This is a genomic window from Aestuariivita sp. (genome assembly GCF_021404545.1).
In the GTDB taxonomy this organism is placed as follows: Bacteria; Pseudomonadota; Alphaproteobacteria; order Rhodobacterales; family Rhodobacteraceae; genus Aestuariivita.
On sequence record NZ_JAAWWD010000004.1, the window covers coordinates 1 to 22,154 of the forward strand.

At 61.0% G+C, this 22,154-nt stretch carries 19 protein-coding genes, 1 tRNA gene and 2 pseudogenes; 15 read left to right on the forward strand and 7 right to left on the reverse strand.

Features of this window, described 5'->3' with window-relative positions; all coding sequences use genetic code 11:
* The first annotated feature begins 411 nt into the window (after positions 1-411).
* A tRNA-Thr gene (locus tag HEP69_RS03235) sits at positions 412-487 on the forward strand.
* A 2-nt stretch (positions 488-489) separates the two neighbouring features.
* Here the strand turns inward: HEP69_RS03235 and HEP69_RS03240 are convergent.
* Complete coding sequence (locus HEP69_RS03240; protein WP_290557087.1) at positions 490-867, reverse strand: hypothetical protein; 378 nt, start codon at positions 865-867, stop codon at positions 490-492.
* 1 nt (position 868) lies between these two features.
* Between HEP69_RS03240 and HEP69_RS03245 the strand changes: the two are divergent.
* The 5 genes and pseudogenes from HEP69_RS03245 to HEP69_RS03265 all read left to right on the forward strand — a co-directional run.
* Positions 869-1,221 (forward strand): annotated as a pseudogene (locus HEP69_RS03245) (DDE-type integrase/transposase/recombinase); the annotation flags it as partial.
* Positions 1,222-1,243: 22 nt separating this feature from the next.
* A pseudogene (locus tag HEP69_RS03250) lies at positions 1,244-1,518 on the forward strand (integrase core domain-containing protein); the annotation flags it as partial.
* Between the two features lie 201 nt (positions 1,519-1,719).
* A complete protein-coding gene (pheT, locus tag HEP69_RS03255) occupies positions 1,720-4,116 on the forward strand; it encodes a phenylalanine--tRNA ligase subunit beta (RefSeq protein ID WP_290557088.1) in 2,397 nt (798 codons plus the stop codon).
* 70 nt (positions 4,117-4,186) lie between these two features.
* On the forward strand, positions 4,187-4,636 hold the full coding sequence (locus HEP69_RS03260; protein ID WP_290557089.1) for a YtoQ family protein: 450 nt from the start codon (positions 4,187-4,189) through the stop codon (positions 4,634-4,636).
* A gap of 82 nt (positions 4,637-4,718) precedes the next feature.
* Positions 4,719-6,341, forward strand: coding sequence for a GMC family oxidoreductase N-terminal domain-containing protein (locus tag HEP69_RS03265; protein WP_290557090.1), 1,623 nt, complete (start codon positions 4,719-4,721; stop codon positions 6,339-6,341).
* Between the two features lie 218 nt (positions 6,342-6,559).
* Here the strand turns inward: HEP69_RS03265 and HEP69_RS03270 are convergent, their stop codons facing one another.
* Positions 6,560-7,426: a branched-chain amino acid aminotransferase gene (locus HEP69_RS03270; RefSeq protein ID WP_290557219.1), complete on the reverse strand. Its 867-nt coding sequence runs from the start codon at positions 7,424-7,426 to the stop codon at positions 6,560-6,562.
* 169 nt (positions 7,427-7,595) lie between these two features.
* On the opposite strand from HEP69_RS03270, the gene HEP69_RS03275 reads away from it, so the two are divergent.
* Genes HEP69_RS03275 through dxs form a run of 6 tightly spaced genes read left to right on the forward strand, consistent with a single transcriptional unit; the run spans position 7,596 to position 12,844 of the window.
* A complete protein-coding gene (locus HEP69_RS03275; RefSeq protein ID WP_290557091.1) occupies positions 7,596-8,108 on the forward strand; it encodes a MarR family transcriptional regulator in 513 nt (170 codons plus the stop codon).
* Positions 8,105-8,806 carry a response regulator gene (locus HEP69_RS03280; RefSeq protein ID WP_290557092.1) on the forward strand — a complete coding sequence of 234 codons (702 nt, stop codon included), beginning with the start codon at positions 8,105-8,107 and terminating at the stop codon, positions 8,804-8,806. The genes HEP69_RS03275 and HEP69_RS03280 overlap by 4 nt, the downstream gene beginning before the upstream one ends.
* 48 nt (positions 8,807-8,854) lie before the next feature.
* Positions 8,855-9,781: a histone deacetylase family protein gene (locus tag HEP69_RS03285; RefSeq protein ID WP_290557093.1), complete on the forward strand. Its 927-nt coding sequence runs from the start codon at positions 8,855-8,857 to the stop codon at positions 9,779-9,781.
* Complete coding sequence (locus tag HEP69_RS03290; protein WP_290557094.1) at positions 9,778-10,020, forward strand: exodeoxyribonuclease VII small subunit; 243 nt, start codon at positions 9,778-9,780, stop codon at positions 10,018-10,020. Before HEP69_RS03285 ends, HEP69_RS03290 begins: the two co-directional genes overlap by 4 nt.
* Positions 10,021-10,023: 3 nt before the next feature.
* Positions 10,024-10,890 carry a polyprenyl synthetase family protein gene (locus tag HEP69_RS03295; protein ID WP_290557095.1) on the forward strand — a complete coding sequence of 289 codons (867 nt, stop codon included), beginning with the start codon at positions 10,024-10,026 and terminating at the stop codon, positions 10,888-10,890.
* Between the two features lie 25 nt (positions 10,891-10,915).
* A complete protein-coding gene (dxs, locus tag HEP69_RS03300) occupies positions 10,916-12,844 on the forward strand; it encodes a 1-deoxy-D-xylulose-5-phosphate synthase (RefSeq protein ID WP_290557096.1) in 1,929 nt (642 codons plus the stop codon).
* A 113-nt stretch (positions 12,845-12,957) separates the two neighbouring features.
* Here dxs and dddP read toward each other — a convergent pair whose 3' ends face one another.
* Positions 12,958-14,301, reverse strand: coding sequence for a dimethylsulfonioproprionate lyase DddP (dddP, locus tag HEP69_RS03305; RefSeq protein ID WP_290557097.1), 1,344 nt, complete (start codon positions 14,299-14,301; stop codon positions 12,958-12,960).
* Positions 14,302-14,456: 155 nt separating this feature from the next.
* Between dddP and HEP69_RS03310 the strand changes: the two genes are divergently transcribed.
* The gene (locus tag HEP69_RS03310; protein ID WP_290557098.1) at positions 14,457-15,806 is read left to right on the forward strand and encodes a methyl-accepting chemotaxis protein; all 1,350 of its coding nucleotides are present in this window, start codon (positions 14,457-14,459) and stop codon (positions 15,804-15,806) included.
* 78 nt (positions 15,807-15,884) lie between these two features.
* Complete coding sequence (locus tag HEP69_RS03315) at positions 15,885-16,673, forward strand: DUF3445 domain-containing protein (RefSeq protein ID WP_290557099.1); 789 nt, start codon at positions 15,885-15,887, stop codon at positions 16,671-16,673.
* Here the strand turns inward: HEP69_RS03315 and HEP69_RS03320 are convergent.
* On the reverse strand, positions 16,670-17,467 hold the full coding sequence (locus HEP69_RS03320; RefSeq protein ID WP_290557100.1) for a lytic murein transglycosylase: 798 nt from the start codon (positions 17,465-17,467) through the stop codon (positions 16,670-16,672). The two genes, HEP69_RS03315 and HEP69_RS03320, sit on opposite strands and share 4 nt — an antisense overlap.
* A 112-nt stretch (positions 17,468-17,579) precedes the next feature.
* The gene (locus HEP69_RS03325; RefSeq protein ID WP_290557101.1) at positions 17,580-18,440 is read right to left on the reverse strand and encodes an SDR family oxidoreductase; all 861 of its coding nucleotides are present in this window, start codon (positions 18,438-18,440) and stop codon (positions 17,580-17,582) included.
* 89 nt (positions 18,441-18,529) lie between these two features.
* On the opposite strand from HEP69_RS03325, the gene HEP69_RS03330 reads away from it, so the two are divergent.
* Positions 18,530-19,159: a class I SAM-dependent methyltransferase gene (locus HEP69_RS03330; protein WP_290557102.1), complete on the forward strand. Its 630-nt coding sequence runs from the start codon at positions 18,530-18,532 to the stop codon at positions 19,157-19,159.
* A gap of 74 nt (positions 19,160-19,233) precedes the next feature.
* Here the strand turns inward: HEP69_RS03330 and HEP69_RS03335 are convergent, their stop codons facing one another.
* Both HEP69_RS03335 and HEP69_RS03340 read right to left on the reverse strand, forming a co-directional pair.
* The gene (locus HEP69_RS03335; protein ID WP_290557103.1) at positions 19,234-20,013 is read right to left on the reverse strand and encodes a carnitinyl-CoA dehydratase; all 780 of its coding nucleotides are present in this window, start codon (positions 20,011-20,013) and stop codon (positions 19,234-19,236) included.
* A 4-nt stretch (positions 20,014-20,017) separates the two neighbouring features.
* The gene (locus tag HEP69_RS03340) at positions 20,018-22,033 is read right to left on the reverse strand and encodes an acetate--CoA ligase family protein (protein WP_290557104.1); all 2,016 of its coding nucleotides are present in this window, start codon (positions 22,031-22,033) and stop codon (positions 20,018-20,020) included.
* Between the last annotated feature and the right edge of the window lie 121 nt (positions 22,034-22,154).

The window sequence follows — 22,154 nt, forward strand, 5'->3', positions numbered from 1 at the left end:
TTCGGTGCGATGTTGAACTTGTGGTCCCTGTCGCCCTCTCGGCAGATTGCTTTGCAATCGCCTGCCCGGCAATGGTCGTGACCGTGTGTTTGCGCGTTCGCACGACCGATAGGCCGGTCTGGCGCATCAAACCGCGACAGGTCCAGAACTCCAACTCCAAGTCGGCCTGCAGCAGCATGGCTGACCGCTGGGCAGCCTTGCTTCTTGATCGGTCACGGGCCGTCGCTCTTACATTTGGAGCACCCCATCCTGGATATAGACCCTGGTGATCCCATCCTGATCTGTGTCGATTAAGGTCTCGCGCGGCGCTTGAGATGTCGTATTCCTTGTTGCATCCGAGAAATGGTTTTGGCATATCGTCGCAAAGCGGGTGTGCCGGAGCGGCCCGCGTGCAAAAGGCCAACGGTCTTAGCCCCTATAGCTCAGCTGGTAGAGCAACTGATTTGTAATCAGTAGGTCCGCGGTTCGAGTCCGTGTGGGGGCACCATTTCACAAATCGACCTCTGAAACCCCTCTAACACCTTGCAGGGCAAGGTGGTTTTTGGGAGTTCTATACCCCTCATTTCGAGTGTACGGCAGACGCTCCGCAAAGGCCAGTTTCAGCACCAAACGGCGGTGCTCCATGACATTGGAAGTCCAGAGCTTCCAAGGGTTTGTTAGAAATTTCAGAGCGAGTTCTATCTTTTCCGGCTTGCCCTTGCCCATGGTGCCTGCCTGAGCCAGTTTTTGCTCCGCCATCATCTTCTCCGTTTCCAGTTTTGCGATCTTACGCTCATAGGCGCGAGCGACGTGATCACTGGAGGCATCGGCGATCTTGTCGAGAAAGCTGTCTATCTGACGCTCCAGCTTGGTGATGTCCTTGCCCAAGGGGCACAAGATCTACCCCTACCTGCTGCGTGGCTTGCGGGTGACGCGACCCAACCAGGTTTGGGCGGCCGACATCACCTACCTGCCAATGCGCAAGGGGTTCGTGTATTTGGTCGCCATCATGGACTGGCACACCCGCAAGGTTTTGGCCTGGCGCATATCGAACACGCTGGAGGCCGGGTTCTGCGTAGACCCGCGCACCCAGGCCTACGTCGCCAGACGCATCGCATCTGGAAACTCAAAGCTTGAAGCCATTCGCAGCCTCAAACACTACATCGCGCGCGAAGTCTTTGGCATTATCATGAGATCATGAGGCGCCAGAAACAGATCAATCGGTCTCAGATCGTCGCTTGACCCTCAGAAAGGCGTCCAGGGCAGCCAGTTTACATCCTTCGCCTGGACAGGCTTCCTGCGGCGTTCAAACGTGCGTGTCTCCCCTCTCGGCCGATTTTGCTTAACAAAATCGCCTGCCGGGCAATGGATGGATGGCAAGGCCGGTTGCTGGACAATATCTTTGTTGAACGGCTTTGGCGGTCCCTGAAATACGAATGCGTTTATCTGCATGCTTGGGAAACCGGATCAGAGGCCAAGGCCGGTGTCACCAAGTGGATGGACTTCTACAGTCACAAACGTCCCCATTCCGCTCTTGGCGCCAAACCACCCGTTGTGATCTACTGGCAGCGAACCGAAGCAACTCAACCCGATCAGCAGGTCCAAAAAGTAGCTCACTCTACGCCAGAACCTGTCCAACTATTGCGGAGCAGCTCACTCCCACCCAGGGCGCCTCACGCTTGCACCTTGCCGCAATCTTTGTCATTGGCTCTGCCGATACCGCATGCAGAGGCCAAGCCGATGAAATTCACCCTCTCCTGGCTCAAGGACCATCTCGAAACCACCGCATCGGTGGCCGAGATCGCCGAGACATTGACCGATTTGGGGCTGGAGGTCGAAGAGATCTCGAACCCGGCGGACCGGCTATCTGACTTTACCATCGGCCGCGTGCTGAGCGCCGAGAAACACCCCCATGCCGACCGGCTGCGCGTTTGTCAGGTCGAGACCGATGAAGGCGTCAAGCAGATCATCTGCGGCGCGCCCAATGCGCGTGAGGGCATCACAGTCGTCGTGGCCAAACCGGGTGTTTACGTGCCGGGGATCGATACCACCATTGGCGTGGGCAAGATCCGTGGCATCGAAAGCTTTGGCATGATGGCGTCCGAGCGCGAGATGGAACTGTCGGACGAGCATGACGGTATCATTGAGCTGCCTTCGGGTGCTGTCGGAGATCGGTTTGTCGATTGGCTGGCCGAGAATGATCCGGCCAAGGTCGACCCGGTGATCGAGATCGCGATCACGCCCAACCGCCCCGATGCGCTGGGCGTGGCGGGGATTGCCCGCGATCTGGCGGCGCGCGGTCTGGGCACGCTGAAACCGGTGGAGATCCTGCCCGTCCCGGGCGCATTCGATTGTCCGATCCCGGTCCGCATCGAGGATGACACGCTGGATGGATGCCCATTGTTCACGGGCCGGCTGATCCGGGGCGTCAAGAACGGGCATTCGCCACAATGGTTGCAGGACCAGCTGCGCGCCATCGGGCTGCGTCCGATCTCGGCCCTGGTCGATATCACCAATTTCTTCACCTATGACCGGAACCGCCCGTTGCACGTCTTTGACGCCGACAAGGTCACCGGCGGCCTGCGTATTCACCGCGCCAAGGGCGGCGAGACGCTGATGGCGCTTGATGACAAGGAATACACGTTTCAGCCGGGCATGATGGTGATTTCGGACAATGAGGGGCCCGAGAGCATCGCGGGTATCATGGGTGGCGCGCCCACCGGCGTCACCGAAGAGACCGTCAATGTCTTTCTCGAGAGCGCTTATTGGGATCATATCCAAATTGCACTGGCCGGTCGGTCGCTTCGGATCAACTCGGACGCGCGCTATCGTTTTGAGCGGGGGGTGGACCCGGAATTCACCCTGCCGGGCCTAGAGGCGGCAACGCAGATGATCCTCGATCTTTGCGGCGGGGAGCCCTCCGATGTGGTCGTGGCGGGCGCCGTACCGGATCATGCGCGGGCCTACACGCTGAATGCCGCGCGGGTGCAGTCACTCGTCGGCCTCGATATCCCGGAAAGCGAGCAGCGCCAGACACTGACGGCGCTTGGCTTTCGGCTGGAGGGCAATCAGGCCCATGTGCCCAGCTGGCGCCCCGATGTGCAGGGCGAGGCCGACCTGGTCGAGGAAGTGGCGCGCATCGCCTCTCTCACCAAGTTAGAAGGGCGCCCGTTGAGGCGGCTGACCCCGGGCGTGCCCAAACCGGTCATGACACCGAAACAACGGCGTGAAACCGCAGCCCGGCGCACCTGTGCGGCACTTGGGTACAACGAATGCGTGACCTATTCGTTCATCGACCAATCCTCCGCTGCACTTTTTGGCGGGGGCACCGATCACACGATGCTCGACAATCCGATCTCGTCCGAGATGAGCCATATGCGCCCAGCGCTGCTGCCTGGCCTCTTGCAGGCGGCCGCACGCAATCAGGCGCGCGGGATCATGGATCTCGCGCTTTTCGAAGTTGGTCCGGCCTTTCATGGCGGAGAGCCGGGCGAACAGCATAGCCTGGTGAGTGGTCTGCTGGTCGGTCGGACCGGCCCGAAGGATGTGCATGGCGCCTCGCGCCCCGTCGATCTGTATGATGTGAAGGCGGATGCGGAGGCCGTGCTGGACGCCATTGGTGCGCCCGCCAAGGTGCAGATTCTGCGCGGTGCGGCGGACTGGTGGCATCCCGGTCGGCACGGCATGATCTGCCTGGGCCCCAAGAAGGTGTTGGGTGTATTTGGAGAGCTGCATCCCAAAGTGCTGAATGCGATGGACGTCAAGGGTCCCGCAATGGCGTTTACGCTGTGGCCCGATGAAGTGCCGATGCCGCGTAGATCCGGTGCCACCCGTGCTGCCCTCGACATCAGCGATCTGCAAGCGGTGGAGCGGGACTTTGCCTTTGTGGTGGATGCCCAGGTCGAGGCACTGACGCTGGTCAATGCCGCCGCTGGCGCCGACAAGGCGCTGATCGAGGATGTGCATGTCTTTGACGAGTTCGTGGGCGACTCATTGGGTGAGGGCAAGAAGTCCATCGCCATGACGGTGCGCCTGCAACCGCGCAACGCGACGCTGAAAGAGGCCGATATCGAGGCCGTGAGCGCCAGGATCGTCGAGAAAGTGACCAAGGCAACAGGTGGGACCCTGCGCGGGTAACGCGACCTTGTGCCCACCCGTTGGGTGCGCGAGTGTCACAAGGATCCAGGCGAACAGAAAGGCAGGGCCAATGACGTTGAATGTTTATCTTTCGGGCGAAATCCACACCGATTGGCGCGAACAGATTATCGAGGGTGCCAAAGGGCTGGATGTTGTGTTCACCAGCCCCGTCACCGATCACGCCGCCTCGGACGATTGCGGGGTGGCGATCCTGGGGGCGGAGCCTGACAAGTACTGGCACGATCACAAAGGTGCCATGGTCAACGCGATCCGCACCCGCAAGGGGCTTACCGATGCCGATATCGTCGTTGTCCGCTTTGGCGAGAAGTATCGTCAGTGGAATGCAGCCTTCGACGCGGGTTATGCTGCGGCGCTGGGCAAATCCCTGATCGTGCTGAACCTGCCGGAGCATCAGCATGCGCTAAAGGAAGTTCATGCCGCAGCCCTTGCCGTGGCCGAGGAGCCGGTGCAGGTCGTGCAGGTCTTGCGCTATGTCCTGACCGGGCAGCTTCCCGCCTGAGCGGTATCGCCGTCACGCAGGCCTTGCCTCAGCACCCAAGCTCGCCTTAGCCTTTTGGGAAGCCAAGAGGGAGGCAGGGCTCATGACATTCGACTACGTCATTGTCGGCGGAGGGTCGGCAGGATCTGTGATGGCCGCCAGGCTCAGCGAGGATCCCAGACTCAGCGTCTGTCTGATCGAGGCGGGAGGGGGCGGACGGGACCTGCTCATCCGTGCGCCGGCGCTGGTGGCGGGCATGATCTCGGGCAGGCCCAAGCTGAACAACTGGGCCTTTCAAACCGAGCCCCAGCCCGAGCTGAACGGGCGGCGCGGGTTTCAGCCGCGCGGCAAGGCGTTGGGCGGATCGAGCGCGATCAACGCGATGCTCTATGTGCGCGGGCACCCGGCGGATTACGATGAATGGGCCAATCTGGGTTGTGACGGCTGGGACTGGCAAAGCGTTCTTCCCTATTTCAAACGCGCGGAGGGCAATGCGCGCGGGCCTGACGCGCTGCACGGCGGTGAAGGCCCGTTGAAAGTGGCGGATCAGTCTGAACCACGCGCGATCACCCATGCCTTTGTAAAGGCCGCAACACAGCGTCAGATCCGCGCCAACGACGATTTCAACGGGGACCGGCAGGAGGGTGTTGGCTTGTATCAGGTGACCCAGTTTCACGATGGTGCGCAAAAGGGTGCGCGATGTTCGGCTGCTGCTGCCTACCTTTTTGGTGTAATGGAACGGCCCAACCTAACGGTCATGACCCATACGCAAGCACGCCGCGTTGTTCTGGACGGGACCCGTGCCACAGGGGTCGAGGTTCAAAGCAGGGGTAAACGGTTCATTCTGGAGGCCACGCGCGAGGTGATCCTCTGCGGCGGTGCGTTCGGCTCGCCGCAGATGCTGCTCTTGTCAGGCATCGGGCCACGCGATGAACTGGCCCAGCATGGGATCGATGTCGCCCATGACCTGCCGGGCGTGGGCCAAAACCTTCAGGATCATCTCGATTACATCCTGACCTACCATTCAAAACGTGACGATGTGGTGGGCCTATCGCCCAAAGGCTTGGGCAAGCTTGCGCGTGCCGGGCTGCGCTGGCGCAAGGACGGGACCGGCCTTTTTGCGACACCCTTTGCCGAAGGGGGTGCATTCCTGCGCTCAGATCCCGGCGTGGACCGGCCCGACCTGCAACTCCATTTCGTGATCGGGATCGTGGATGATCACATGCGCAAGATCCATCTGAAGTTCGGATATTCCTGCCATGTCTGTGTGCTGAGACCGCATAGCCGGGGGCATGTTGGTCTGCAGTCAGCGCGCGCGGCCGACCCGCCCCGGATCGATCCTGCGTTTCTGAGCGATCCGCGCGATCTGGCGCTTCTCAAGAAGGGGGCACGCCAGATGGAGGCAATTCTGGAGGCTGAGCCTCTGGCGCCTTGGCGGGGCAAGCGGCTTTATCCGCATGATGGCAGCGACGCTGGGCTGGAGGCCGATATCCGCGCGCGCGCCGACACGATTTATCACCCCGTCGGGACTTGCGCGATGGGGCGCGGAGAGATGGCGGTGACAGATCCCCAGGGCTGTGTGCACGGTACCGAGGGGTTGCGTGTGGTTGATGCTTCGCTGATGCCAAGGTTGATCGGCGGCAACACGAACGCGCCGACAATCATGATGGCCGAAAAGATCGCTGCAGAGATGCGTTCCGCCCTCGCCATCGGTAAGGCGGCGTAAGATCTGATTTGCCGGAGCGGCTTCGCCGCACATGATTTTTTTGTGCTGGGCCGCACGGGCCTTGGGACACTGTCCCAAACCCTGGGAATATTTAAGGCCAGAAGAAGCATCCAGATGTGCCCAATGCTTCTTCTGGCTTCAAGTATTCCCGGGGGAGCGCGTAGCGTGGGGCAGAGCCCCTTAACTGCCTTGATGCAAGGTACGATAGGTGGCGCTTGTCAGGCCCGGACAAGCTTTTCGTATCCTTCCGCGATGTCGCGCGTGAGGGTTCCGACCTGGAAATTGAACTCACCGATCTGGCCCACTGGTGTCACCTCCGCAGCGGTCCCGGTGAGCCAGCATTGCTCAAAACCCTCTAGCTCTTCGGGCATGATGTGACGTTCATGCACCTTGATTTGGCGGTCTTTGAGCATGCCGATCACCGTCTGACGGGTCAGCCCATTGAGAAAGCAATCGGGATCTGGCGTGTGCACCTCACCCTCTTTCACAAAAAAGATGTTGGCGCCCGTCGCCTCCGCCACATAGCCGCGGTAATCCATGAACAGGGCATCCGAACAGCCTTTGGCTTCGGCCGCGTGTTTCGAGGTCGTACAGATCATATAGAGCCCTGCGGCCTTGGCATGGACGGGAATCGTTTCGGGGCTGGGGCGTTTCCATTTCGCGATATCGAGCTTGGCACCCTTGAATTTCGCGTCGCCGTAATAGCTGCCCCATTCCCAGGCCGCGATCGCCAGATGAACGGGGTTGCGTGCTGATGCAACACCCATGTCTTCGCCCGCCCCGCGCCAGGCAACCGCCCGGACATAGGCATCTGTTAGCCCGTTCACGGTAAGCACTTCTTGCTTGGCCGCCTCAATCTCATCCACGGTGAAGGGGATCTGGAAATCCAACTCTCCGGCAGAGAAATGCAAACGCTCGGAATGCTCCCGGCTTTTGAAGATCTTGCCGTTATAGGCGCGCTCTCCCTCAAAGACGGAACTGGCGTAATGCATCGCATGGGTCAGGACATGGACTTGGGCCTTGCGCCAGTCGGTCAGCTTGCCATCCATCCAGATCAGGCCGTCACGATCATCATAACCTGCCATTTTCATATCCTCCTGCACATCCTTGTGCGTTTGCATTTATTGCGTGTTTGCGTCCGATGTGGACATAATATTTCGCCAAAACTGCGATTCGATACCTTTTCACTGTTGGAATGTCAACAAGGCTGACGTAAGCTCCGAAAAAATGAGCATGAGATTGAGTTGGTCGGTGATGTCTGAGGGACGCAAGCTGCAAGCGTATTCGGGAGAGAGCCTTCTTTTTTTGACCGATGAGCAGTTGAGGCAGGGGATTGAGGCGATGTTCTTCGCTTATCGCGGGTTTACGGCTGATCCTGACCGGATCCTGTCGGACAAGGGCTATGGCCGGGCGCATCACCGAGCCATCCATTTTATCAATCGCGCGCCTGGCACGACGGTGAACAACCTGTTGTCGATCCTCGGTGTGACCAAACAGTCGCTCAATCGGGTGCTGCGGACCCTGATCGAGGACGGTCTGGTCGAAAGCCGCGTGGGCACTGCCGACAAACGCGAACGCCATCTGTTTCTGACCGACGCGGGCGCCGATCTGGAGGGACAGCTTTCGGATGCGCAGCGCGCGCGCATGCGGGCGGCCTTTCGCAATGCGGGCCCGGAGGCGGTGGCGGGATTTCGCAAGGTGTTGGAGGCGATGATCGAACCGGATCTGAAGCGAACCTATGTGCGGCTGCGGGATTCCGGCCAATGACGGATCTCGATGCGCATTTGCTGATCGTGGACGACGACGAGCGTATTCGGGAGCTTCTCAAGAAGTTCCTGATGCGCAACGGATTTCTTGTCAGTGCCGCGCGCGATGCTGCCCATGCACGGCGGGTTTTGTCGGGCCTGGATTTTGACATGATCATCCTTGATGTGATGATGCCGGGCGAGGACGGCGTGTCGCTGACCCGCAGTCTGCGCGAGACGCATGAGACGCCTATTCTCCTGCTCACGGCCAAGGGCGAGACCGAGCATCGGATCGCGGGGCTGGAGGCTGGCGCGGACGATTATCTGACCAAACCGTTCGAGCCCAAGGAACTCCTGTTGCGGATCAACGCGATCCTGAGACGCATGCCCGAGACACCATCGCAGGAAACCGTGCCCAAAATCCTGCATCTGGGGCCGATCCGCTATGACCTGGAACGGGGCGAGATGTGGCGCGGAGATGAGCTCGTGCGGCTGACAGCGACGGAAAGCCAGTTGATGAAGATCTTTTCCGCATGCCCGGGAGAGGCGGTGAGCCGCACCAAACTCGTTGAAGATCTGGGCCGTGATCGCGGCCAGGCCCAGGAGCGCGCGGTAGACGTGCAGATCACCCGGCTGCGGCGCAAGATCGAAGAGACCCCCAAACAGCCGCGCTACCTGCAAACGGTGCGGGGGGCGGGATATATGCTGTCGCCCGATTGAGGGTGCGGGGAGCGGTCTGCAACGGAGCGACAAAAGAGGAGCCCGGCCATGAAAACAGCCATGATCACGCATCCGGACTGCTTGGGGCATATCACGCCTGAGGGTCATCCTGAGCGCGCGGCGCGGCTGGAGCATGTGCTGCACGCGCTGGATGGTGCAGACGTGGCCTACATTTCGGCCCCGCTGGCCCGAGACGTGGACCTGACCCGGGGGCATCCTCAAAGCCATATTGCGGATATTCGGGGGTGGGAACCTGTAGAGGGTCATCATCAGATCGACGCGGATACCTGGATGTCGAACGGCACGGTTGCGGCCGCCTTGCGCGCGGCGGGGGCTGCGATCAAGGCTGTGGATTTGGTGCTGGACGGTGAGGCACCCAATGCCTTTGCCGCCGTGCGCCCGCCCGGGCATCACGCCGAACGCCACACCGCGATGGGGTTTTGTTTCTTTGGCAATGCAGCACTTGCTGCCAAACACGCATTGGACGTGCATGGGTTGAGCCGCGTCGCGATTGTCGATTTCGACGTGCATCACGGCAATGGCACGCAGGACCTTCTGTGGGACGAGGCCCGCGCATTGGTGATCACCAGCCAGCAGATGCCGCTTTGGCCGGGCACCGGCAACCCGTCCGAGACCGGCGCGCATGGCAATGTGCTCAACCTGCCGCTCGATCCCGGCACGGGCGGGGCCGAGATGCGCGCGCTCTATAAGGCCAAGGTCTTTCCGCGCCTTCGGTCTTTTCGGCCCGAGTTGTTGATCCTCTCGGCAGGGTTTGATGCCCATGCCGATGATCCGCTTGCCAATCTGAATTGGCAGACGGAGGATTTCTCCTGGCTCACGGCAGAGCTTTGCGCACTGGCGCATGAACTCTGCGAAGGGCGGGTGGTCTCGACACTTGAGGGCGGCTATGATCTGAACGCCCTGTCCGAAAGTGCGCGGGCCCATGTAGACGAACTAATAAAGGCCGCAAGATGAGCGATACCCCTGTATCCGAAATGACATTCGAAGATGCCATGCGAGAGCTGGAGGCCGTGGTCGATCAGTTGGAGCAGGGCGATGTGGCGCTGGATGCCTCGATCGCGCTTTACGAGCGAGGTGCGGCCCTGAAGAAGCGCTGTGAGGAAGAACTGAAACGCGCCGAGGAAAAGGTTGCCGCGATCACGCTGGATGCGGAGGGAAACCCGACCGGGACCAAGCCTGCCGAAGGACTCTGAGCCATGCTCGAGGCGCGGTTGAGCGCGGTGGCTGCGCGCATTCAGGCGCAGTTCGATCACGTGCTGTCGGGGCTGGACGATCTGCCTGTTGTTCACGGCATGGCCTATGCGACCCAGGGCGGCAAACGGCTGCGCGGGTTTCTGGTGCTCGAAGCGGCACGGCTGCATGGGGTCGCACCGGCCCGTGCGATCTGGCCCGCTACCGGGATCGAGGCACTGCATGCCTATAGCCTCGTGCATGACGATCTGCCCTGCATGGATGATGACGACCTGCGCCGGGGACGGCCCACGGTTCATATTCAATGGGACGAGGCAACGGCCGTTTTGGTGGGTGACGCGCTTCAGACTTTGGCGTTTGAATTGGCGTCCCATCCCGAGGTCGGCTTGGGGGAGGTCCGCGCGGATCTGGCCCGCAGCCTCGCACGGGCCAGCGGCGCCAAGGGCATGGTCCTGGGTCAGGCCCTCGACATCGCGGCAGAGACGGCGGCGCGGCCTCTGACGTTGGAGGAGATCACCCAGTTGCAAGCAGGCAAGACCGGGGCCCTGATCCGATGGTCGGCGGAAGCCGGCGCACGGCTGGCCGGTGACGATCCGGCGGATCTGGGCCGCTATGCCACCGCCCTGGGTCAGGCCTTTCAGATTGCCGACGACATTCTGGATGTCGAGGGGGATGCGGGCGAGGTTGGCAAGGCCGTGGGCAAGGATGCACAAGCCGGGAAAGCGACATTCGTGTCGCTGCTGGGTCTCGACGGGGCGAAACGCCGCGCAGAGGATCTGGTGACGCAAGCCTGCGACGCGCTATCTTGTTATGGCAAAGAAGCCGAATGCTTGCGGGACGCCGCGCGTTTCGCTATCTCGCGCCGCAGCTAACCCCAGCGCCCCAAAAGGAGGCGTCATGTCAGACCGCCCTCATACACCGCTCCTCGACACCGTATCCAAGCCCGCCGATCTCAAGCCGTTCAGCGATGCCCAGTTGCGACAACTGGCCGATGAGCTGCGCAGCGAGACGATTTCCGCTGTGTCGGTTACCGGAGGTCATCTGGGTGCTGGCCTGGGCGTGGTGGAACTGACCGTCGCGCTGCATGCGATTTTCGACACCCCACGGGACAAGCTGATCTGGGATGTGGGTCATCAGTGTTATCCGCACAAGATCCTGACCGGCAGGCGCGACCGCATTCGCACCTTGCGGATGAAGGACGGGCTGAGCGGGTTCACCAAGCGCTTGGAATCGCCTTATGATCCCTTTGGCGCCGCGCATAGCTCTACGTCGATCTCGGCAGCGCTGGGTTTTACCGTCGCGCGCGATCTGGGCGGGGTAACGCCCGAGGGGCTGGGCGATGCGATTGCCGTGATCGGTGACGGTGCGATGAGCGCGGGCATGGCGTTCGAGGCGATGAACAATGCAGGCCATCTGAAAAAGCGCCTGATCGTCATTCTGAACGACAACGAGATGTCGATTGCGCCTCCGGTCGGTGCGCTGTCGTCCTATCTCTCGCGTCTTTACGCCGAAGAGCCGTTCCAGGAGTTCAAGGCGGCGGCCAAGGGGGCGGTGTCGCTCTTGCCCGAACCGTTCCGCGAGGGCGCAAAACGCGCCAAGGAGATGCTGAAAGGCATGGCCGTGGGCGGGACGCTTTTTGAAGAGCTGGGTTTCTCCTATCTCGGCCCCATCGACGGGCATGACATGGACCAGCTTTTGCCGGTGCTGCGCACGGTCAAGGCCCGCGCCACCGGGCCAATCCTGATCCATGTCCTGACGAAGAAAGGGAAGGGCTATGGCCCGGCCGAAAGCGCCCGTGACGGTGGCCATGCGACGGCGAAATTCGACATTGTCACGGGAGAACAGAAGAAGGCGCCTTCAAACGCGCCCTCCTATACGCGTGTCTATGCCGATAGCCTGATCCGTGAGGCTGCGGAGGATGACAAGATCTGTGCTGTGACCGCCGCGATGCCGGACGGCACCGGGCTGAACCTTTTTGCCGAACGTTATCCCAGCCGGTGTTTCGATGTGGGCATCGCCGAACAGCACGGTGTGACCTTTTGCGCAGCACTGGCTGCGGGTGGGATGAAGCCCTTTTGCACGATGTATTCGACCTTCCTGCAGCGCGGATACGATCAGGTCGTTCATGACGTGGCGATCCAGCGGCTGCCGGTGCGGTTCGCGATCGACCGGGCTGGGCTGGTCGGTGCGGATGGCGCCACCCATGCGGGCAGTTTCGACATCGCGTATCTGGCGAACTTGCCCGGATTTACCGTAATGGCCGCGGCGGATGAGGCTGAACTGGTGCATATGGTGGCCACAGCCGCGGCGCATGATGCAGGGCCGATCGCCTTCCGCTTCCCGCGAGGCGAAGGGACGGGCGTCGACATGCCGGAACGGGGGAAGCCGCTGGTGATCGGCAAAGGCCGGGTCATCCGGGAAGGAAGCCGAGTGGCAATCTTGTCCTTTGGCGCCCGTTTGTCGGAGGTTTTGAAGGCCTGCGAAGGGTTGGAGGCCAAGGGGATCAATCCCACTGTCACCGATGCCCGATTTGCCAAGCCGCTGGACCGCGACCTGATTCTGAGCCTTGCGGCCGATCATGAGGCGCTCATTACCATAGAAGAAGGTGCAGTGGGTGGGTTCGGCAGCCACGTGGCCCAGCTCCTGGGTGATGAAGGCGTCTTCGATCACGGCCTGAAATTCAGATCCATGGTGCTGCCGGACATATTCATCGATCAGGCGGGTCCGGCGGATATGTACCGGGTCGCCGGCATGAATGCAGATAATATCGAGGCCAAGGTGCTCGATGTGCTTGGAGTTGCGCAGATCGGTGAGAAACGCGCGTGACCAAAGAGGGTTTTCGACGAAGATCCTCCCACCTGGGGTAGTTGGCGCCTGTTACCCGACCAAGGGCGGTGCCCGGGAATTTTGGTCAAAAGTGTTGTCTCTTTGGCCGAGGTTCAGTTGTCGCCCATCAGCGCGGGATCAAATGGATACGTGGTCAGGCGCTCGTACCCATCCTCGGTGATCAATACCTGATCTTCGAGCTTGATCGTGAAATCTCCTCCGACTTCTCCCACGGCGGCTTCGACGCAGAGCGTCATGCCTGGCTCGAGCGGATAGTCAAAAGCGCCCTCCACCGCCATGTCGGGATAGGCCACCAGAGGCCATTCATCGCACAGCCCCACTCCGTGCATCAGGCAGCCATATTTCTGTTCTTGATACTTGTCGTCCAGCACATGGGTATTGGCCGTCAGCTCTGGGATCATGACACCCGGTTTCAGCATCGCCATGTTGGTCATGATATGTTCATGGGCATGCTGCATGGCATAGATCATGTCGGCGCGCGGCTTGCCGGGCCCGATCCACCAACTGCGCGAGATGTCGATGCAAATACCGTAGGACCCGATCAGGTCCGTGTCGAACGAGATAATCTCATCGGGTTGGCAAATCCGCGGCCCACATTCCTGGAACCACGGATTGGTACGCGGACCCGACGACAGCAGCCGCGTTTCGATCCATTCTCCACCACGGTGGATGTTTTGCGCATGCAACACGGCCCAGATGTCATCTTCGCAAGTCTTGCCGTCACCCACATGGGCGCGGGCAAAGTCCTCCATCGCCCGCACCGAGGTCTCGCACGCATGGTTGGCACAGCGCATCGCCAGGATCTCATCCGGCCCTTTGACAGCGCGCGACTTCTCTGTAACTTCCTCGCCATCCATGATCTCGAACCCCTGGGCTTCCAGCGCGCGTGCGCCGTGCAGCATGATCTTGTCGACCGCCAGGCGTCTGTCGCCACGGGCATGCCCCTCAAGCAGCACGCGCACCTCATTGGCGAACAGGTCTGCGGCGGGATCGATCCGGTCCCCATTGGCGAAATAGAACATCGAGGCGCCAGACCGTTGTTCGCGGACCAATGGGTTGAACTGGGACAGGAAAGGCGAATTCTTGTAATCCCAGATCACCATATACCCATCGGCACACAGCAGAACCGCGCGAAACGGGTTGTGGGTGTTCCAAAGCTGCATATTTGTTGAATCTGTGGCGTAACGGATGTTGAGCGGGTCGAGCATCAAAAGCCCCGCATAACCCCGATCCACGATATGCCGCGTCAGACGGGCCCAGCGATAGCGCCGCATCGCATCCAGATTGGGCGGTGTCAGCCCCGCCGCCTCCCATTCGCCAAACGCCAACTGGGTCGGTCCGATTTCGATCCGGTCGCTGTCATTTGGGCTGCCATCGCCCAGAACCGCGCCCTTGTTTGGATCGATTTTGCGGGCATCGCGATAGTGGGTGTTCATCAGAAAATCTCCTGTCTGTGTTCCAAGGCTATTGCCGCAGAAACATGGACGACCGCAAAAAAGCGACGTCGCTTCGCGTCGTATTCAGACGGCGAAACCAGTTCTTAAGGGCTGGTGGGATATCCCGATCACAGCAAACGAAAGGAATCCGGATTATGCTGTTTGGCAAAGACCGAGCGGGCTCTGGCGATCAACCTTGGCATCCGGCCAACGGGGCCCTGATCGATGCGATGAACAAGGTGCACGCGATCATCTGGCTTGACCTGGACGGCACCATTCTGGACGCCAATCAGCTTTTCTGCAACGCCCTGGGATACCGCCGGGACGAGATTGTCGGCAAAAACCATCGGATGTTTGTGATGTCCGAGTATGCCAACAGCCCCGACTATGCGCAGTTTTGGCAAACGCTCCGATCTGGCAAGTTTCATCAAGGTGAATACCTCCGCCGGACCAAATCCGGTTCTGATCTGTGGCTTCAAGCCAGCTATAGCCCGGTCTTCGGCGACCGCGGGCAGATCGAAAAAATCGTGAAACTCGCGTCGGATGTCACGGAGCGTCGAAAAACGATGGATGCCGTTCTGGCGGCGTTTCGCAACAATGCGGCAGGCAATGTCTCGGTGCGTGTTCCTCCTGGTGCAACCGGCGCCTTGGGGAATTTGGTCAGCGCAATCAATGCCGATCTCACTGAGCGTGCGAAACTGATCCGCAATATCACGGATCTGGCGGGCCGGATCGGACATGCCAGCAGCGACCTCGCCCAACATGCGCAGACGTCATCTCAGGCGGAGGCCGCTCAATCCGAAGGGTTGGCGCAAGCTCTTGAGGCTGTGCGCTCGGTTGAAACTCTGGTGACGGAAACAGTGGCCAAGCTGAAATCGAATCGTCGGATGGCGGATGCCACTGACAGCAAGAGCGGCGAAGGTCACCAGGTTGTCAGAGAGGCGACCGAAGTCATGGCGCGGATCAAGGAGGGATCGGCGCGCATCGAGAATATCGTTGGGGTCATTGATTCGATCGCGTTCCAGACGAATCTGCTGTCGCTGAACGCATCGGTCGAGGCCGCCCGCGCTGGCGAAGCGGGGCGCGGATTTGCCGTTGTTGCCCAAGAGGTGCGAACGCTGGCGCAGGACACAGCGCGTGAAGCCTCTGAAATCCGCGAACTGGTCCGGCAAAGCGTCGAGGACATCGGCGAAGGGGTAACGGTCGTGGAACGTGTCGGCACTGTGCTGAGCAACATCAAGGAAGGTGTGGGGGAAATCGTCGCGCACACAGCCGAAATCAACCAGAAATGCGACGCTCAGGTGGCGGGCATTGCCCGGGCATCCGACGCGCTTTCCAACCTCGAAGATGCGGGACGTCATGCCATCCATCGTGCCCAAGACAGCACTTCCAGCGTGCGGGAGTTGACCCAGCAGGCAGAGGCGCTCGATCAACTGGTGCGGTCCTTCGGTCCTGCGCGTCCCGCCACCTTTGAGCGCAACACCCGGATGCGCGCCGCTGGATGACGGCGTTGGTTTGGCGGCTCGAACCTCGCAGCGAATTGTCTATGATGCTGTCCCAGTGGTCAGGGGAATGCACTCGATATGATAGACGATCCGCCGTCGCGCAGCACCGGTCAGGTGCCCGTTCTGCAACGGCAGATCCCCTATGACGTAACTCCCCGCCCAATGCCGGGGGTGAGTCCATTGCCGCCTGATGACTGGTTGGTGGTAGATGACGCGTTCGCGCTTCAGATGGAGCAGCGCGTGCAGCTCTTGTCAAACAAACGCGCGGATGTTCTGGCCCTGGACGCCCATGCAACCGCTGCAGCCGACGAACTGCTCGATCTCACGGTCGATCTGCTCCGGAGGTTGCCAGAGCGTGGCTATGTCGTAGACGCTGATCGGGTACGGCGGCCAGATGGCATTGCGATAAGGCTGGATCGCGCGGATCCGCTCGGCACTTTGGGTCGCCTTGTGCAGGAGGATTTGTGCATTCTTCAGAAGCGCGGTTCAGAACATCGGCTGACCGGCGCGATCCTGTGCTTTCCGGCAAGTTGGCGCCTTGATGAGAAGTTCATGCGGCCGCTGAGCGATATCCATCGGCCGGTCCCCTCCTATGACACGCCGATTGCTGCCCGGGTGCAGCGCCTGTTCGATGGCGTTCAGGTAGGCCGCCCGATGTGGCGGTTCAATTTCTTGCCCTATGCCGATGCCAGCTTGCATCAACCCCGCTCGGTCCAGTCTTCTCGGGCACAGGTCGACGCGGCAACCGCCCCGTATCTGCGCAGTGAAAAGCAATCCATCCTCCGCTTGCCACGGACCAAAGCAGTCATCTTCAGCATCCACACATTCGTCATCCAAAATCCCGGTGCAGCCGTTTTGGCAGACTAGTCGTCGATCTGTCCGGCCATGATCGCAATCGCCTTTTGATAGACCGTGGCGGCGTTCCATTCCTCGATTACTGCGAAATTCGGCTCGCCGGGTTGGTATCCGCGCCCGGGCCTCCAACCCTTGCGCCGCAGATAATTCGCGGTCGATGCCATAGCGTCCGTCAGGTTGTAGAAATCCACCGTGCCGTCGCCATTTCCATCCACGCCATAGGTAATCGCGTTGCCCGGCAAGAACTGGGTATGGCCCAGCTCCCCATGTTTGGCCCCCTTGGTTTGACCAGAGATGGACCCCTTATCGACCAGCTTGAGCGCCCCGATGGCATGGGGCCGAAAGAAGTCCGACCGGCGGCAATCGAAGGTCAGCGTCACGATCGCCGAAACGACCGAGCTGTCGCCCATAAAGCCGCCAAAGGCGGTTTCCATACCATGGATGGCAATCAAAACACCGGCGGGCACCCCGTATTGCCGTTCCAGCGCCCGATAGAATTCCGGATTGCGGGCCTTGCGCTTGCGTCCTTGTGCGACAATCGTGGCCGCGCCACGGACCTCCATGAACCGCTCCAGGCTATAGCGGAACGAGCGCTGATTGCGATCTGCCGAAATCGTGCGCGAGGCATATTGCGCCCGGGCCAGCGCTTCCAAGCCACGGTCGCCAACACCCTGATCTCTTGCATAGGCGGCAAATTCCGATTTCCATGCCTCGAACCCGGCGCTGGTATTGCCGCATGTCAATGCCGCCGCCGCACTCGACGCTCCCATAAGGGCCAGAACTGACGCAAAAAGACATCCACGCATTCCGTCAACCTCCAAAATCAAACACTAAAATACGTGTTGAGAATGGCCTGCGATGATGCCGCACGCAATCTTTTTGCCCGCGCACGCCGCTGTCTGGGACATTGCAGGGCTGTCAGCCGGTCGTATCATCCGCCAAAAGCGCCGCCAAACCCGCGCGATAATCGGGATAGATCAGCCGGACGCCAAGCTCATCCTTGATCCGCTCGTTCCGCACCCGCTTGCTCTCGGCGTAAAAGCTGCGCGCCATCGGCGTCATTTCCGCCTCTTCAAAAGGGATTGCGGGCGGCACAGCCAGCCCAAGAAGTTCAGCCGCATGGGCGATTACATCCTCTGGCGGAGCCGGATCGTCGTCGCAGAGATTGTAGACCGCGCCGGGATTGGGGTGGCGGATCGAAGCTTCCAGAACTTGGGCGATGTCATCCACATGGATGCGGCTGAACACCTGGCCTTCTTTCACGATCCGTCGGGCGGTGCCGCTGCGCACCTTGGCAAATGGCCCACGCCCGGGTCCGTAGATACCGGCCAGACGAAAGATATGTAACGGCAGAGCAGGGATCGCTTGCCAGGCGGCCTCGGCCTCTTTGCGCCAAACTCCCCGTCGGGTTGATGGGGTCAGGGGCGTGGCTTCATCCACCCATCCGCCGCGATGATCGCCGTAGACACCGGTGGTGGAGAGGTATCCGGCCCATTTCAGTCTGGGTGCCGCCTCTGTTATCTGATCCGCCAGATCCGTCAGAACGGGGTCGCCCGCCTCAGTGGGGCCGGCCGAGATCAGCAGATGCGTTGCCTCGGACAGGGCCTCCTCCATCCCCTCACCGGGAAAGATCAAGGGCGTCACCCCCGTCGCACGGATCGCATCGGCCCGCTCTGCAGTACGGGTCGTGCCGAAAACCCGCCAGCCCTGCGGCACGAGCAACCGGGTCAATGCCGCCGCCGAAAAGCCATGACCGAATGAAAGTAATGTCTTGTTCATAAACCCTAGATGCGGTGTGCGCGCGCGCTCTGCAAGCCCCGCCAGTCAACGCGGTTGATCCGAATCGCTGACCATGGATTTGATAGCGGATGGATGACGACACGCCTAATCTCGACAGCGCCTATGCCCTGAAAACGCCTCAGGAGTCACGCGCGCTCTATGCCGGTTGGGCCGAAACCTATGATACCGGCTTTGCCCAAGAGACCGGGTATGAGTTGCACCTGCACGCCGCGCAAGCCTTTGCCACCATGGGGGGCACAGGCCCTGTTCTGGATGTGGGCGCGGGCACCGGCCTGTGCGGGCAGGCTCTGGCAGCGCTTGGGGTTCACCCGATCGAGGCGACCGACATCAGTCCCGAAATGCTGCACCAGGCCATGCAAAAAGGGGTCTATGCGCGCGCGATCGAGGCTGATCTGACCCAAGGCCTGCCGATACCGAATGACACCTATTCGGGCATCGTCTCATCGGGGACCTTCACCACCGGCCATGTGGGCCCCACGGCTTTTGATGAGCTTTTGCGTGTCGCGCGCCCTGGCGCGCGTTTTGCTCTTTCCATCAACGTCCAGCATTTTCAAAGCGCTGGGTTTGGCGCCGCGTTCGACAGGCTTGGCCCGACGCTGTCGGATCTCATCCTGACCGAAACGCGTATCTATGGCGAGCGCGCTTTGGGATCCCACAGGGATGACACGGCTCTCATCGCCAGTTTCCGCAAAAGGTAAGGCGTTGCGTCTGCCTCCGGGCGCCAATCGGCCCGAAGGGCCAGCATGGCGTGCGCCGCAGGCGCTCAGTCGGGTTACCTGCCTTTCCAGACAGGATCGCGTTTCTCGGCAAAGGCGCGGGCGCCTTCCAACTGATCCTCGCTGGAATAGAGCACATCGACACTGCGCAGCTGCCGCTTGGTGATCCGGTTCATCGCGTCCTGAAACCTGGCGTCCTCGGCATCGCGCACGATTTCCTTGATCGCTGCATAGACCAAAGGCGGCCCGCTCGCCAAAAGCCGCGCCAGCTCCCAGGCACGGTTCATCAGTTGATCGCGCGGCAGGATCTCGTTGACCAGACCCCAATGCTTGGCCTCTTCTGCATCGAACCAGCGCCCGGTCAGCAGCAGCTCCATCGCGATGTGATAGGGGATGCGCTTGGGCAGCTTGACGCTGGCCGCATCGGCCACCGTGCCAGATCTGATCTCGGGCAGGGCAAAGCTTGCGTGATCGGCCGCAAGGATCATGTCCGCGGACAGGGCAAGCTCCAGACCGCCGCCGCAGGCAATGCCATTGACCGCGGCAATCACCGGTTTGTTGAGATCGCGCAGCTCCTGCAACCCGCCAAATCCGCCAACCCCGTAGTCGCCGTCCACCGCGTCGCCATCGGCGGCGGCCTTCAGGTCCCATCCTGGGCAAAAGAATTTCTCACCCCCGCCGGTCAGGATCGCCACCCGCAGATCGGGATCGTCCCGGAACCGGGCAAATACGTCCCCCATGAGCCGTGAGGTTTGCAGATCAATCGCATTGGCTTTGGGCCGGTCCAGGGTCACCTCCAAAACAGCGCCCTCCGACCGCGTTTTCACCGGCTCCATATCATCATCCTTTCCTGATCACTGCATCCACCGCGACCACCATGTCGGGTGTCGCAATCAATGGGTTTATCTCCAACTCATCCAATAGGTCGGCGTGATCCGCCACATAAAGTTGCACGGCCATGATCGCATCCAGCACCGCGTGCAGGTTGACGGCTGGCGTGCCGCGATAGCCTTGCAACAGGACAAAGACCTTCAAACCGCGCAAACCATCTTCCAGCCGCCTGCGCGTGGTTGGCACAAGAAATGAGACGGTATCGCGCACAAGTTCTGTCAAGACACCGCCCGCGCCCAGGGTCAGCACAAATCCATGCGCCGGATCCCGGGTCACTCCAATCAGCAGCTCTGCCACACCGCCAGTCACCATTTCTTCGATCAGAACCTTCTTGCCCGGCATCTCGGTAACGGCCCTGGCAAGCTCCGCGTGACCCACACCCAGACGAACGGCACCCATCTCGGATTTATGCGCCAGCCCCATCCCCTTGACGACCAGCGGTGCGGAGAGTTCGCGCGCCGCCGCAAGGTCGCCGGTCTTTTGCAAGACCACCGACCGGGGTACGTCGAGGCCGTAATCCAACAATTCTGCCTTCGCGCGCGCCTCATCGACAAGGGCGACCGGGCCACCCAGTTCCGGAGCCTTCAGCGGTATCTCAGGCTCCAACCTGACAGGCCGGCTCGCGATCTCTGCGGCTATCAGCAACTCACGCAGCCCGCAGGCAGGCAGGACACCGCCTGCCATCAAATGATGCGCCACATCCTGTGGCATCAACTCTGGCAGTGTCGCGGCCATCGCAAAGGGCCTGTCCGATGCGGCGCGGACTGACAAGGCGGTTTGCGTCGCGCAGTCCCAATCGTCCGCGTCGGTGTAAGGGTAATCGACAATGGCAAAGGTCAGGCCGACATGGTCTGCGGCCATGGGTGTCCACGCGGCGATCATCGCCTCGGTGTCGCGCCAGATATAGGTGTGATAGTCCAACGGGTTGGCGAGGGCCACCATCGGTCCAAGTGCGGCCCGCAGATCGCGCTTTTGCGCATCGGTGAGTGGCGGAAACTCTAACGCGCGGCCTTCGATACTGTCGGCGACCAGACTGGCTTCGCCCCCCGAACAGCTGATACTGCTCAGCTGTCCGTTCTGGAGCCGCCCAAAGACATGAAGGAGTTTCAGGGTCTCCAGAAAGGCGGGCAGATCATCGACACGGGCGATCCCCAGCCGGTCCAGCAAAGCCTGCGCGCCCGCATCGCTGCCCGCAAGCGACGCAGTATGGGAAATGGTTGCCTGCTGCGCCTGCACGGATCGCCCGGATTTGATCGCAACGAGCGGGATGCCTCTGTCCGCAGCCTTTTGTGCCAGAGCGACCCAAGGCGCCGTCTCTCCGAACCCTTCGATATGCAGGCCAATCGCACTGACCCGGTCATCATCAAGCAGCGCCTCTGCAATCTCGGCCTGCGAGACCTGCGCCTGATTCCCGCAGGTGATCATATAGGCAATCGGCAGGGCGCGGCGCTGCATGGTCAGGTTGATCGCAATGTTCGAGCTTTGGGTCAGGATCGCCACGCCGCGCTCCACCGACGCCATTCCATGCTGGTCCGGCCAGATCGCCACCTTGTCCAGCGCATTGATAAAGCCGTAACAGTTCGGCCCCAGAATGGGCATCACTCCTGCGGCTTCCACCAGCCGCGCTTGCAGATCGGTCGCACTGCCATCCTCGGCGACCGCCTCGGAGAAACCGGAGGCAAAGCACACAGCCCCCCCGGCCTGGCTGGCGGCAAGGTCTGCGACAACCCCCACTGTGGTGTGCCGGTTCACGGCGATGAAGGCGGCATCGATCGGACTCTCGATCGCGGCCAGCGACCGCGCGGAGGTACACCCGGCCAAGGTCTTGGCATTGGGATGAACTAGATAAATCCGCCCATCAAAGCCGACCCGCCGCGCCGCGCCGACAATCGACGCCCCCCAGGCGCCGCCACCGATAATGGCGATTGTTCGGGGTGCCAACAGGCGGCGCAGGTCACGTGTCATTTGGTCACCTGCGCCGGTAGCCCATGTCGGAGCCTCCGGCGGGGAATATTTTTGGCCAGAAGAAGCAACAAACTATTAACCATTAATGTGCACCCTGTTCAGGCGGTACAGGCGGGGACGC